General features: G+C 72.0%; 14 protein-coding genes. 6 read left to right on the forward strand and 8 right to left on the reverse strand.

The genetic code is table 11. The annotated features are described in order from the left end of the window. Nucleotides 1–3: 3 nt before the first annotated feature. The 6 genes from murJ (at nt 4) to trxA (ending at nt 6,882) form a co-directional block, all read left to right on the forward strand. Nucleotides 4–1,680 (forward strand): murein biosynthesis integral membrane protein MurJ, encoded by a 1,677-nt coding sequence (murJ, locus tag NMQ01_RS15820; RefSeq protein ID WP_255184847.1) that lies wholly within the window; start codon nt 4–6, stop codon nt 1,678–1,680. A gap of 93 nt (nt 1,681–1,773) precedes the next feature. Next, nucleotides 1,774–3,867 carry a hypothetical protein gene (locus NMQ01_RS15825; RefSeq protein ID WP_255184848.1) on the forward strand — a complete coding sequence of 698 codons (2,094 nt, stop codon included), beginning with the start codon at nt 1,774–1,776 and terminating at the stop codon, nt 3,865–3,867. A gap of 9 nt (nt 3,868–3,876) precedes the next feature. Continuing rightward, nucleotides 3,877–4,497 carry an RNA polymerase sigma factor SigM gene (gene sigM / locus NMQ01_RS15830; RefSeq protein WP_369694820.1) on the forward strand — a complete coding sequence of 207 codons (621 nt, stop codon included), beginning with the start codon at nt 3,877–3,879 and terminating at the stop codon, nt 4,495–4,497. 2 nt (nt 4,498–4,499) lie between these two features. Then, entirely contained in the window at nt 4,500–5,273 is a 774-nt protein-coding gene (locus NMQ01_RS15835; RefSeq protein ID WP_255184849.1) for a hypothetical protein, read from the forward strand. 215 nt (nt 5,274–5,488) lie between these two features. Next, nucleotides 5,489–6,508 (forward strand): thioredoxin-disulfide reductase, encoded by a 1,020-nt coding sequence (gene trxB, locus NMQ01_RS15840; protein ID WP_255184850.1) that lies wholly within the window; start codon nt 5,489–5,491, stop codon nt 6,506–6,508. Between the two features lie 50 nt (nt 6,509–6,558). Beyond that, entirely contained in the window at nt 6,559–6,882 is a 324-nt protein-coding gene (trxA, locus tag NMQ01_RS15845; RefSeq protein WP_255184851.1) for a thioredoxin, read from the forward strand. A gap of 104 nt (nt 6,883–6,986) precedes the next feature. Here the strand turns inward: trxA and NMQ01_RS15850 are convergent, their stop codons facing one another. The 8 genes from NMQ01_RS15850 to rpmH all read right to left on the reverse strand — a co-directional run bounded on the left by NMQ01_RS15850 (nt 6,987) and on the right by rpmH (nt 12,822). Then, complete coding sequence (locus NMQ01_RS15850) at nt 6,987–8,105, reverse strand: ParB/RepB/Spo0J family partition protein (protein ID WP_255184852.1); 1,119 nt, start codon at nt 8,103–8,105, stop codon at nt 6,987–6,989. Further along, nucleotides 8,102–8,974 (reverse strand): ParA family protein, encoded by an 873-nt coding sequence (locus NMQ01_RS15855; RefSeq protein ID WP_255186396.1) that lies wholly within the window; start codon nt 8,972–8,974, stop codon nt 8,102–8,104. The genes NMQ01_RS15850 and NMQ01_RS15855 overlap by 4 nt, the downstream gene beginning before the upstream one ends. Nucleotides 8,975–9,549: 575 nt before the next feature. Continuing rightward, on the reverse strand, nt 9,550–10,194 hold the full coding sequence (rsmG, locus tag NMQ01_RS15860; protein WP_255184853.1) for a 16S rRNA (guanine(527)-N(7))-methyltransferase RsmG: 645 nt from the start codon (nt 10,192–10,194) through the stop codon (nt 9,550–9,552). 38 nt (nt 10,195–10,232) lie between these two features. After that, the gene (locus tag NMQ01_RS15865; protein WP_255184854.1) at nt 10,233–10,877 is read right to left on the reverse strand and encodes a R3H domain-containing nucleic acid-binding protein; all 645 of its coding nucleotides are present in this window, start codon (nt 10,875–10,877) and stop codon (nt 10,233–10,235) included. 55 nt (nt 10,878–10,932) lie between these two features. Beyond that, nucleotides 10,933–11,973 carry a membrane protein insertase YidC gene (yidC, locus tag NMQ01_RS15870; RefSeq protein ID WP_255184855.1) on the reverse strand — a complete coding sequence of 347 codons (1,041 nt, stop codon included), beginning with the start codon at nt 11,971–11,973 and terminating at the stop codon, nt 10,933–10,935. Further along, entirely contained in the window at nt 11,970–12,302 is a 333-nt protein-coding gene (yidD, locus tag NMQ01_RS15875) for a membrane protein insertion efficiency factor YidD (RefSeq protein ID WP_255184856.1), read from the reverse strand. Before yidD ends, yidC begins: the two co-directional genes overlap by 4 nt. Continuing rightward, nucleotides 12,299–12,673 carry a ribonuclease P protein component gene (rnpA, locus tag NMQ01_RS15880; protein ID WP_255184857.1) on the reverse strand — a complete coding sequence of 125 codons (375 nt, stop codon included), beginning with the start codon at nt 12,671–12,673 and terminating at the stop codon, nt 12,299–12,301. Before rnpA ends, yidD begins: the two co-directional genes overlap by 4 nt. Nucleotides 12,674–12,684: 11 nt before the next feature. Beyond that, complete coding sequence (gene rpmH, locus NMQ01_RS15885) at nt 12,685–12,822, reverse strand: 50S ribosomal protein L34 (protein WP_255184858.1); 138 nt, start codon at nt 12,820–12,822, stop codon at nt 12,685–12,687. Between the last annotated feature and the right edge of the window lie 447 nt (nt 12,823–13,269).

The raw sequence follows: 13,269 nt of genomic DNA on the forward strand, positions 1-13,269 counted from the left end.
CGCATGAGCGAGGCCGCCACCCCGCAGGAGGACCTCGGCGAACCGGCCGCGGGTCGGAGCGCACCGGACATCGGCCGGTCGAGCGCCATCATGGCGTCCGGCACCCTCTTCTCCCGGGTCCTCGGCTTCGCCCGCAACAGCCTGACGGCCTATGTCGTCGGCCTGACGGTCATCGCCGCCGACGCGTGGAATGCCGCCAACACGCTGCCCAACATCTTCCACCTGCTCATCGCGGGTGGCGTGCTCAACGCCGTGATCGTCCCGCAGATCACCCGCGCCATGCGCGACCACGACGGCGGGCAGACCTACATCAACCGGCTGCTCACCCTGTCGACCGCCGCCCTCGCGGTCATCACCCTGCTGCTGACGCTCGCGGCGCCGCTGCTCGTCTCGCTCATCGTCTCGAGCAGCTGGCCGCCGGAGGCCCGCACGCTCGCGACCGCCTTCGCCGTCCTGTGCCTGCCGCAGGTCTTCTTCTACGGGCTCTACACCCTCCTCGGGCAGATCCTGACGGCCCACCACCGCTTCGGGGCCTTCATGTGGTCACCGGCGCTGGCCAACGTCGTCGCGATCGGCGGCCTGCTGTGGTTCGTCATCACGGACCAGCCACGACAGGGTGAGGTCGGTGAGTGGACCCCGACGATGGTCGCCGTCCTCGGCGGCACGGCGACCCTCTCGATCGCCCTGCAGGCCCTCGCCCTCGTCCCGGCCCTGCGCGGGACCGGTCTGCGCTTCCGCCCCGTGTGGGGCCTGCGGGGCAGCGGGCTCGGCAGCGCCTCGCGCATGGCGATGTGGGCCTTCGCCGCCGTCGCCGTCGGCCAGGCCGCCTACCTCGTCAACTCTCGCGTCCTCACCGGCGCCCTGCACGCCGCCGAGGCCCGCGGGGTCGAGGGCGCCGGCCTGACGGCCTATGCCAACGCCTTCCTGCTCTTCATGCTCCCGCACGGCATCATCACCGTCTCGCTCGTCACCGCCCTCTTCACGCGCATCTCGCACGCGGCCCACGACGACGACACCCGGGCCGTGACCGCCGACCTGCGGCGCGGACTCACCCTGCCCGCGACCATCCTCATGCCGGGCACGCTCGCGATCCTGCTCGTCGCGCCCTACCTGCTCGCCGCGGTGCTCCCGGGCACCCCGCGCGACCAGGTCGACGCCTCCGTTGGCGTACTCGCCGCGATGATGCTCGGGCTCGTGCCCTACGGCTGGTTCTTCCTCGTGCAGCGCGCCTACTACGCCTACGAGGACGGGCGCACCCCCTTCGTCCTGCAGCTCGTCGTCACGGGCGTCGCGCTCACCTTCACCCTCGTCGGGTCCCTCGGCGTGCCGGAGCACGCCGCGACCTGGGTCGGACTCGGCCAGACCGTGTCCAACCTCGTCGCCGCCGTCCTCGGCCTGTGGCTGCTCCGCGGCCGACTCGGCTCGCTCGGCCTCTCCCGCGTCGTGCGCCAGTTCGTCCGGCTCGGGCTGGCGACCGCCGTCGGCGGCCTCGTCGGCTGGGGCCTGCTGCGCGCCCTGCTGCTCGTCGTCGACGGGCAGACCTGGTTCGGCTCGGTCGTCGTCACGGCCGCCGTCGGGCTCGTCGTTCTCGGCGTCGCCCTGGCCCTCGCAGCGCGGCTGCGGGTCGAAGAGGTCTCCGAGCTGCTCGGCCCCCTGACCCGTCGCCTGCGCCGTGGCTGACGCGCCCCGGACGTCGGCTGCGCGGATGCGCTGCCGCTGGGACCTAGGATGGCGCGGCAGGCCTACACCGACGAGAGGGGCAGCGTGCACGGGGTGAACCCGGGGACGGAGCTCGGTCGCTACACCGTCGAGACGAGGATCGAGGAGATCCCCGGTGGCGAGCGCTGGAATGCTCGCGACACGACGCTCGACCGCGACGTGACGCTCATCGTCATGCCCGCCGACGCCGATTCGACCGCCGCCGCGCTCGACGCTGCCCGCCGCGCCGCGGGCATCGAGGCCGCACAGCTCGTGCGCATCCTCGACGTCGGCAGCGAGGCGGAGCACTCCTTCATCGCCGAGGACGCCATCGGTGATGCCAGCACCTACACCGAGGTCATCGGCACCGAGGGCCTGCCCGCCGAGGAGGTCCGCCGGATCACCGGTGAGGTCGCCACCGGCATCGAGGCCGCCCGCGCCCGCGGGCTGCACCACCTCGCACTGACCCCCGACCTCGTCCTCCTGACGGGCGACGGCCGGGTCAAGGTGCGCGGTCTCGCGACCGCCGCCGCCCTCGCCGGCATCGAGACCGAGGGCGAGGAGGCCGACCGCGACGACGCGACCGGTGTCGTCGCCCTCGCCTACGCCGGCCTCACCGCCACCTGGCCGCTCGAGCGCCCGAGCGGGCTGCCGAGCGCCCCCCGCGAGGGGTCCGGTCCGCCGCCGCCCTCCCGCGTCGCCGTCGGGGTCCCCGGTGACCTCGACACGATCTGCCGCGAGACCCTCGGCGAGGGTCAGGGCCCCGACTCCCCCGGCGACTACGCCGCCCAGATCGCGCCCTGGTCGCGCATCCCGCTGGCCGGCGCCGTGCGCACCAGCCCCCGGGCTGGTACCGATGCACCGACCGAGGTCGTGCCCACCGCCAGCGGCGTCGCGGGCGACGGATCCACGAGCGATGACCACGACGTGGTGTCGGGTGCCGACGGCACGGGTGAGCGCGACGGCTCCTCCGGGCTCGGCGTGGCCGGTGCCGCCGGGGCGGCCGCGGGTGCTGCCGGGCTCGCCGGTGCCGCCGCGCGGTCCGGCTCCTCCGACGACGCGGCGACGACCCGCTCGCACGCTGCGCAGGCCGGGGAGACCCCCTTCGACAGCGGGGACGACGACGCGACCCGCGAGATCCGGCTGCGCCACCGCGACGGGGTGACCGCCCACGTCACCCGGGGCGACGAGACGCCCGCCGGCCGACGTGCCGACGACGAGCGCACGCGGCGTGTGCGCCGCCCGCAGGATGACTCCGACGACGAGCACGGTCGGCGAGGCGCCGCCGCCGCCGCAGCCGCCGCAGCTGCTGCCGCCGGTGCGGTCGGCACCGGGGGCAAGGTCATCGGCGACCGGCTGGGCAAGGTCGCGCGCACGGCTGGCGACCGGTCCAAGGAGGCGCTCCACGACGCCCGCGCCCGCCGCGAGGCGATCCGGGCCGACCAGCGCAGCCGCAGCTCGCTGGGCTCCGCCCCGACGACGGCCGAGATCGAGGCCCCCGCTCCGCTCCTGCCCGCCGAGGCCGGCGCCCCGCCGAGCCGCCGCCAGGCCAACCTCGTCCTCGGGCTCATGGCCGGGCTCGTCGCGCTGGCCTGCCTCTTCGGCACCATCGGCACCTCGCGCATCGGGTCGGCGACCGACCTCGGGCGCATCCTCGGCGGCGACGAGACGACGGCGGTCGCGACCTCCCAGTCCGCGAGCCCCTCGGGCTCCGGCTCGGGCAGCGGCTCCGGCGGCGGCGAGCCCCTCGCCATCGCCAATGCCGCCGGCTACGACCCCGCCCCCGGTGACGGCGTCGAGCACAACGCCGAGGTCCCGCGCGTCTACGACGGCGACCCCGACACGATCTGGACCACCGAGGGCTACGAGGACCCGAGCTTCGGCGGGGTCAAGCAGGGCGTCGGCGTCACCGTCGACCTGGGCCAGGCCCAGGACATCAGCTCGGTGACCCTCCAGCTGCCGCTCGCCGCGCAGGCCACGGTCTACGCCGGCGACCAGCCGACCAACTCGGGCACCGAGATCGGGCGCACCGACGGTCGTACCGGTGAGGTCGAGCTCACGCCGAGCGGCCAGGTCACCGGCCGCTACGTCACCGTCTGGTTCACCACCCTCTCCCAGGGTGACGACGGCCGCTACCGGGCCGCCGTCGGCGAGATCACCGTCCGCTGAGGTGATGACGTGAGCGACTCCCCCTTCGCCGAGATCGACGACCGGATGCTCATGCGCATGCACGTCGAGGGCGACGCCGAGGCCTTCGGCGAGATCTACCGCCGCCACCGCGACCGCATGTGGGCCGTGGCCGTCGGGGTCTGCGGTGACCGCGAGCTCGCGGCCGAGGCGGTGCAGGATGCCTTCGTCTCCGCCTTCCGCCGGGCCGGCTCCTACCGCGGCGACGCGGCTGTCACGACGTGGCTGCACCGCATCGTCGTCAACGCCTGCATCGACCTGACCCGACGCGTGCGCCCCACGAGCGAGCTCACCGACGAGGTCGTCGCGGCCGCGCCCCCTGCGCCCGACGCCACGGGCCGGGTCGACACCCGCCTGGCCGTCCACGAGGCGATGCGCCGCCTGCCCGACGAGCAACGCGTCGCGCTGGTGCTCGTCGACATGCACGGCGTCCCGGTCGCCGAGGCGGCGCAGGTCCTCGACATCCCCACGGGCACCGTGAAGTCGCGCTGCTCGCGCGGCCGTGAGGCCCTCGGCAAGGCGCTTGCCGCAGCCGGGATCGACGCGCGGGGAACCTCCGACGCCGCTGCCTCGTCAGACACAACAGGCCACCAGGCAGACGAAGGGAGGTGACCATGACCGAGGACAAGGACCCCACGGGGATGCGTCACCTGCTCGCGAGCCTCAAGGAGAGCGGGCCCATGCCCGACGACCTGGCCGAGCGCATCCGCGCCAGCCTCGAGGACGAGCAGACGGCGCGCGCCACCGGTGAGCTCACCATGGACGCGGACGAGACCGACGACGCCGACGAGCCGTCCGGCTTCTGGAGCACCATGGCCACCCCCAGCGGGGGCTCCGGCCGGCGACGCGCGGCCGCGCCCTGGCTGCTCGGCGCCGCCGCGGCCACCGTCGTGGCCCTTGCCGTCGGCACCGGCATGCTGCGCAACAGCGGCAACGACGCCGCCTCCGACGCGGGCGCCGGCGCCGCCCCGTCGTCGCAGGGCCGGTCCGGGGCAGCCGAGCAGGGGTCGAGCGCCACGTCGAGCAGCGCTGCCTCCGACGAGGAGGTCCCGGCCTTCGCCATCACCGAGACCGGCACCGCCTACACCCGCTCGTCGCTCGCCTCCGAGGCGGCGACCCTGCTCGAGGACCCGGCGGGTGCGCCCACGGTGCGCGACGACGAGGTGCTCGGCACGATGACCACCGCTGCCGGGGCCGCCGACTGCCTTGCCCGCCTGGGTCAGCCCCAGATGCAGGCCGTCGTCATCGACATCGGCACCTTCGAGGGCAAGGACGGGCTGCTGCTCGTCGCCGAGTCGCTGCCCGACGGCCCCGCGCGGGCCTGGGCGGTCACCTCGGGCTGCGAGCCGATCTGGCCCGACAGCGTCGAGGTCCCCAGCACGAAGTGACCTGCCGGACGGCGTGCCCCACCCGGGCGCACGCCGTCCTGCCGGCCCGTCGGTCCTGCCGGCCCCGTCGGACCGGGGCGAGCTCCCCCCTTCGTCCCGCAGCGAGCGGGGTGGCCGGTCCCATGCCGCAGTGGCCACGAGCTCATGGAACAGACGGCACCTACGATGACGTTGACACCGTCAGACCGCCTACACCCGACCCCAAGGACGCACCCGTGGCCGACGCCAGCACCGACATCCGCAATGTGATCATCATCGGTTCCGGCCCCGCTGGATACACCGCCGCCGTCTACGCCGCCCGGGCCAACCTCGAGCCGCTGATCTTCGAGGGCTCGGTCACCGCCGGCGGCGCGCTCATGAACACCACGGACGTGGAGAACTTCCCGGGCTTCACCGAGGGCATCATGGGGCCCGACCTCATGCTCAACATGCGCGCCCAGGCCGAGCGCTTCGGTGCCGAGATCGTCACCGACGACGTCACCGCCGTCGAGCTCGAGGGCCCGGTCAAGGTCGTCACCGACGGCGAGGGCAACACCCACCGCGCGCACGCCGTGATCCTCGCCATGGGCTCGGCCTACCGCGAGCTCGGCCTGCCCGACGAGAAGCGTCTGTCCGGTCACGGCGTCAGCTGGTGCGCGACCTGCGACGGGTTCTTCTTCCGTGAGCAGGACATCGTCGTCGTCGGCGGCGGCGACTCCGCCGTCGAGGAGGCGACCTTCCTGACGAAGTTCGCCCGCTCGGTGACGATCGTCCACCGGCGCGACGAGCTGCGGGCCAGCAAGATCATGGCCGATCGGGCCCACGCCAACGACAAGATCCGCTTCGCGTGGAACTCCGAGGTCGCCCAGATCCACGGCGACGACAAGGTCACCGGGCTGACCCTGCGCGACACGGTGACCGGCGAGACGCGCGAGATCGAGGCCACGGGGCTCTTCGTCGCGATCGGTCACGACCCGCGCAACGAGCTCGTCCAGGGCGTCGTCGACCTCGACGACGAGGGCTACGTGCTGACGGAGGGCCGTTCCTCCCGCACCAACCTCGACGGCGTCTTCGCCGCGGGCGACCTCGTCGACCACACGTACCGTCAGGCGATCACCGCCGCCGGGTCCGGCTGCGCGGCCGCACTCGACGCCGAGCGCTGGCTGGCTGCCCGCGAGGAGGCCGGCGCGCCGGCGCAGGACCAGGCGCTCACCGCGCAGGACAACCCCGTCGTCGGCACCGTCGGCGCCCGCTGACCCCAGACCACTCGACCCCCACGACCCCCACCCGAGAGAGAAGGACCCCCATGGCCACCTCCCCCACCACCGACGCGACCTTCGACCAGGACGTGCTGCAGAGCGACACCCCCGTGCTCGTCGACTTCTGGGCCACCTGGTGCGGCCCGTGCCGCGCGGTCGCCCCCGTCCTCGAGGAGCTGTCCGGCCAGTACGACGGCAAGCTCAAGATCGTCAAGCTCGACACCGACGCCAACCCGCAGATCACCGCGCGCTACGGCATCACGTCGATCCCGACGATGCACGTCTTCCAGGGCGGCGAGATCGTCAAGACGCTCGTCGGCGCCATGCCGAAGCCCAAGCTCGTCAAGGAGCTCGAGCCCTTCGTCGGCTGAGTTTCGTTGCAGCACAACGGCATTCGTGCCGTTGAGCATGCTGAGAGGGGCCCCGCGTTCAACACCGCGGGGCCCCTCTCACGTCTGTCCGGTCGGGGGCCCGGTCAGCCCTCGACCTCCTCGGCGTCCACGCCCATCTGGCCGAGGACCCGGTGCAGGTCCTCCATCGAGGCGAACTCGATCGTCATCCGGCCCTTGCGCTGGCCGAGGTTGATCTTCACCCGCGTGTCGAGGCGATCGCTCACCCGACCGGCCAGGTCGTCCAGCTGCGGGTGGTGACGGCCGGCCCGGGGGGCGGAGCGCTTCTCCTTCTCCGGTGCCATGCCCAGCGCGACGATCTCCTCGACCGTGCGCACCGACAGGCCTTCGGCGACGATCCGCTGGGCGAGCCGCTCCATCTGCTCACCGTCGTCGAGCGTGAGCAGGGCGCGGGCGTGCCCGGCACTGAGCACCCCGGCCGCGACGCGTCGAGCCACCATTGGGGGCAGGCGCAGCAGGCGCAGCGTGTTGGAGATCTGCGGCCGAGAGCGACCGATGCGTCCGGCGAGCTCCTCCTTGGAGCAGCCGAAGTCGTCCAGCAGCTGCTGGTAGGCCGCCGCCTCCTCGAGCGGGTTGAGGTTGCTGCGGTGGAGGTTCTCGAGGAGGGCGTCCCGCAGGAGGTCGTCGTCCTCCGTCGCCTTGACGATCGCGGGCACGGTCGCTCGCTGCGCCTGGCGACTTGCCCGCCAGCGACGCTCACCCATGATGAGCTCGAAGTCGACGCCTTCCTCACCGTCGCTGACGCGGCGCACGACGATGGGCTGGAGCACGCCGATCTCGCTGATCGAGTGCACGAGCTCGGCCATGTCGTCCTCGTCGAAGACGGTTCGCGGCTGGCGGGGGTTGGGGCGGATCGCGTCGACCGGCACCTCCGCATAGGTCGCCCCAGGCACCGGGGCGAGGCCGTCGGCCGGTGCGTCCCCGTCGGCCCGGGGGGTCTCGGTTGGCGCCACGCTCGCGGCACCGCTACCGCCCACGGCCTCGTGCTCCGCGGGCACCGGGGTCGCCGGCGCCTCTGCGGTGGCCTCGGCGATCTTCCCCGCCACGGTGTTGGGCAGGGCCGCGGGACGCTCCTGGTCGCGGAAGAAGACGTCAACCGGCCGCTCCGTCGACCGTCCGGCGGCACCGGCGTCCGGGATCAGGGCACCGAGCCCTCGTCCCAGGCCACGTCGCTTCTCACTCATGCGTTGTCCTTCTGCTCTGCGCCGCGGTGGGCGATCTCGGTGGCCGCGTCGGTGTAGGACCGGGCGCCCGTGCTCTGGGGGTCGTAGGTGATGACGGTCTGACCGTGGCTCGGCGCCTCCGAGACCCGGACCGATCGGGGCACGGTCGACGTGAGCACCTGGTCGGGGAAGTGCTCACGCACCTCCTGCGCCACCTGCGAGGAGAGTCGGGTGCGTCCGTCGTACATCGTGAGCAGGATCGTCGACACGTGCAGGTCGGCGTTGAGGTGCGTGCGGATGAGGTCGATGTTCTTCAGCAGCTGGCTCAGACCCTCGAGGGCGTAGTACTCGCACTGGATGGGGATGAGCACCTCGCGGGCAGCGACGAAGGCGTTGACCGTGAGCAGGCCCAGGCTGGGCGGGCAGTCGATGAGGACGTAGTCGATGGGCTCCTCGCCTGCGCTCGCGCGCTCGGCGAACCACGCAGCGAGGGCCTTCGTCAGCCGGCTCTCACGGGCCACGAGCGAGACGAGCTCGATCTCGGCCCCGGCGAGGTCGATCGTGGCCGGGACGCACCAGAGGTTGTCGACGTCGGGGCACGGCTGCATCGCCTCGCTGATGGGCATCCCGTCGACGAGGACGTCGTAGATGCTTGGCACCTCGGCGTGGTGCTCGATGTTCAGAGCCGTGCTCGCATTGCCCTGGGGGTCGGTGTCGATGAGGAGGACGCGCAGGCCCGCATCGGCCAAGGCGGCGGCGATGTTGACCGCCGTGGTCGTCTTGCCGACGCCACCCTTCTGGTTGGACACCGTGATGATCCGCGGCCGGCCCGGTCGGGGCAGCCGCGCGGCCGCGGGGCGGGCAGCCTTCGTGTCGGCCGGGGCCGACATCGGTGGCGTGGGGTCGGATGCAGCGGCGACATCGGGCGCCGTGTGCTCGGGGGCGATCTCGGGCACAGGGGCCTCCACGTCGTCTGAAATGCTCTGCTCCGGCCGCTCCGGTTGGCTCGTCTCAGGCTCGGCGGTCGGGACCGCGGACCCGTCCACAGCGACTTGGTCGGTCGGGCTGTCCCGCCCGGATCCGAGGTCTCGGGCCACCCCCATCCACCCGATCGGCGCGGTCTCGGTGGGTCCGGCGAGTGCCGGCCACCCGAGGCCAGGGGTGGCGGTGCGTGGTGTGGTCACCGAGACATTCCTCCTCAGGGGACTGCGAGCCCAGCCATACAACCCCAGTCCGGGCCGACACGCCAAACGGAGCCGCGCTTGTGGACAACTCGGGTCAAAACCGGGGGTTTTCCACCAGATCGCCGTGGTTCTCCACAGCTTCGGTGGACAACTCACCGTCGCACTACCGACGCGCTCGGGCGCGTTTCACGTGAAACGGGAGCTTGGGTAGTGGTCCGCGGAAGGGCTGGGCGGCAATCCTTTCGCTCGCCCGGGGTGCGGACGTTTCACGTGAAACGCTGTCAGGTAGAGCGCGTGCCCACGGTGCAGTCCACCGTCAGCGTCGGCTCGTCCAGCACCCCATGCCCGTGCTCGGAGATCGCGGTCTCGGACACCCTCAGCTTCCGCAACGCCTTCGTGGCCGCGGCGACCTCCTGCTCGGCCGAGCGGCCCTTCATCGCCACGAGCTGCCCGCCCGGCTCGACCATCGGGCAGCACCACCGGGCGAGCTTGTCGAGAGCGGCCACGGCGCGGGCCGTGACGAAGGGGGCCGACAGGTGGCCGTGGAACTCCTCGGCGCGACCACGGTGGACGGTGGCGTTGTCGAGGTCGATCACGCGCACCGCCTCGGCCAGCCAGTCGGTGCGCCGCTGCATCGGCTCGACCAGGTGGATGTCGAGGTCCGGTCGTGCGATGGCGACGGCCAGGCCCGGCAGTCCGGCCCCTGATCCGACGTCGATGACTCGTGCGTCCCGGTCGAAGGCGTCCTCGATGACGGCGCAGTTGAGGATGTGCCGCTCCCAGAGGATCGGGACCTCCCGGGGGCCGATGAGCCCGTGGCTGACCCCGGTGTCGGCGAGCACGGCGGCAAAGGTCTCGGCACGCGGAAGGCGCCCGCCGAAGAATCGGCGGGCGCCCTCGGGTGCCGCGGGGCAGTCAGCAGTCATGCCCCCAGCGTTTCACGTGAAACGCCTCAGCTCATAGCTCAGCCAGCGATGACGTCCTCGTCGGAGGGCGTGGTGGACTCGGCCACCTCGTCCGTCTCGACCGGCGCGTTCTCAGCCGCCGGAGCAGCGGCCTCGGCAGCCGGGTGCACGACGACGAATCGACGCGGCTCGGTGCCCGAGGAGTCCGACACGAGACCGGCGGCGAGCACCTCGTCGTGCACGACCTTGCGCTCGAAGGCGCTCATCGGCTCGAGCTCGACCGACTCGTGGTCGGCGGTGACGGACGCGATCGCAGTCCGGGCGATCTCTACGAGCTCCGCCCGTCGGGCCGCACGGTGTCCGGCGACGTCGAGCATGAGGCGGCTTCGGTCCCCGGTCGCGGACTGGACCGCAAGGCGCGTCAGCTCCTGGAGAGCCTCGAGCACCTTGCCGTCCTGGCCGACGAGGCGCCGCGGGACGCGGCCCTCCTCGGAGTCGACGATGGCGACCGCGGCACGGTCACCATCGATGTCGAGGTCGATGTCGCCGTCGAGGTCGGCGATGTCGAGCAGGGTCTCGAGGAAGTCGGCAGCGACCTCCCCTTCGCGCTCGAGCAGCTGACGCCGGCTCTTGCGGGGGGCCGGGGTCTCCTCGGCCGTGGTCTCCTGGTCCGCGGCGACCTCGGTCGTCGGGTTGTCACTCATGGTGTCTCCTGCGTGTGGCGGTCGGGTGCCCGGGTTGCCCCGGGCGCTCCGGGGGTCAGTTGTCGGTCTTGGGGCGGTCTTCGCTCACCGGCGAGCTCGACGTCGACTTCGGCGGCGGACCGCCCTTCTTCTTCGCCCGCTTCTTCGAGGTCGGCTGCTGACGCTGCCCGGAGATGACGCCCTTCGCCTCGAGCTCGCTCGCCATCTCGGCGTCGTGCTTGCGCTCCCGGGTCTCCTCGGGGGTGTCGACCGACTTGCCGGCCTTGCGGCGGCGGGCCTGCATCGCCTTCTCCGCGGCAGAGCCGGGCGCCGGCATGCGGCGGATGACGTAGAACTGCTGGCACATGGTCCACACGTTGGTCGTGAACCAGTAGATGAGGACACCGATCGGGAAGTAGACGCCGGACACGGCGAAGATGATCGGGAAGAGGTAGAGCATCATCTTCTGCTGCTGCGCGAAGGGGCCCTCGAGAGCGGACTCCGGCATGTTCTTGCGCATCAGCTGGTACTGCGTCGTGAAGGTCGTCAGCGACATCAGGATGATGAGAGTGATCGTCACGAGCTTGACGCTCAGACCGCCACCCGTCCCGAGGAACTGTGCCGAGAGCTGCGCGCCGAAGATCGAGGACGACTCCGCCTGGGCCGCCACCTGCTGGGTGATCGGGCCGATGCCCGACTTCGCCCCGGACCCGATCTCGTCGAGGCTGTTGAGGACGCGGAAGAGACCGAAGAAGAAGGGCATCTGCGCGAAGATCGGCAGGCAGGACGAGAACGGGTTGGTCCCGCTGTCCTTGTAGAGCGCCATCGTCTCTTCCGTCATCTTCTGACGGGACTCCGGATCGGTCTTGCCCTTGTACTTCGCCTGGATCTTCTGCATCTCGGGCTGGATGAGCTGCATCTTGCGCGAGGCGTGGATCTGGCGGACGAAGAGCGGGATGAGCGCCGCCCGCATGACGATGACGAGACCGACGATGGACAGGGTCCAGGTCCAGCCGCTGGCCTCCGGCAGGCCGATCGCCGTGAGCGCCCCGTGCCACAGATACATGATCCAGGCGACGAGCCACTCGAAGGGATAGATGATGTCGCTGAAGCTCACGTGGTGAACGTCCTTCGGTCGGTGGCGCCGGGTACGACGCCGTCGTCGTGGGCCTCGATGTCGGCGAAGCGGGGCCTGGCCAGGTCAGGCGAGCCGCGCTGCGCCCACGTCTCGGGCACGTGGTCGATGCCCCCGGCGGTCCAGGGGTTGCACCGCACGAGGCGGTGCACGGTCAGATAGCTGCCGCGGATCAACCCGAAGCGCCGCAGCGCGGTGATCCCGTAAGCCGAGCAGCTCGGGAAGTAGCGGCAGCTCTGCGGCAGCAGCGGCGAGACGAGCAGCTGGTAGCCACGGACGAGCCAGACGAGCGGCAGAGCGAGGATCTTCATCTCGCCTGCTCAACGAAGAGGGCGTGCACGCAGTGCCGAAGGGCAGCGCCCAGCTCGTGCGAGTCGGCGCCGGCGGCCGCGGGGTTGGCCCGGATCACCAGGTCGGTCCCGTGCGGCAGGTCGGCCAGGAGCGGTGCCACCTGGGCCCGCAACCGGCGCTTGACCCGAGTGCGGGTCACCGCGTTGCCGACGGCCGTGGACACGACGAGACCGACGCGCGGGGAGTCATCCCCCCGGGCGTCGGTCTGGGTCGCGTCCGCCACACGGGCATGGACCACGAGCAGTCGGGAGCCCTGGCGTCGAGTGCCTCGGCCCCTGACAGTCGCCGCGAAGTCCGCGCGCTCCGTCAGGCGGTGCCGCGCGGGCAGCACCGGGTGGCTCGTCAGGCAGAGAGCTTGGAGCGGCCCTTGGAGCGGCGGTTGCTCAGGATCGCGCGGCCGGCGCGGGTACGCATGCGCAGGCGGAAGCCGTGGGTCTTGGCGCGGCGACGGTTGTTGGGCTGGAAGGTGCGCTTGCTCATGTGCGGTCTCCGATGGTCGGTGGGCCGGCGGCCCGGTGCTGACGTGTGTGGGCTCTTCGGCCGCGATCGGAAGCCCACGCGCGTCCCACCGGGTGATCCGGCTGGGTCGTGGGCATGCGAAAGCGGCCGACAGGCCGACGTCCACGGTACGGGACGCCCGCTCGCAGGGTCAAACCGCCGGAGCCGGCTCCGGGACCCTGGGGAATCGAGCGACGATGCCACCGCCAGAGAGCCTGTCCAGCGCGACACGCCGGGACGCTGGAAAAAGTCCGTGCGTCAGGTTGCCCGGGCCCCGGTGTGTTGTTAGCGTCGCACCTCACCACCTTGCCCCACGTACATCTCCACAGTCTGTGGACAACGTTGTGGATGGGACGTACGGCAGGGGAGGATGATGTCGACAGAGTTCCGATCGGCCCCCGAGCCGCAGAGAAGTTGAGGTGTGCGCCC

The organism is Janibacter sp. CX7 (assembly GCF_024362365.1).
Classification (GTDB): domain Bacteria; phylum Actinomycetota; class Actinomycetes; order Actinomycetales; family Dermatophilaceae; genus Janibacter.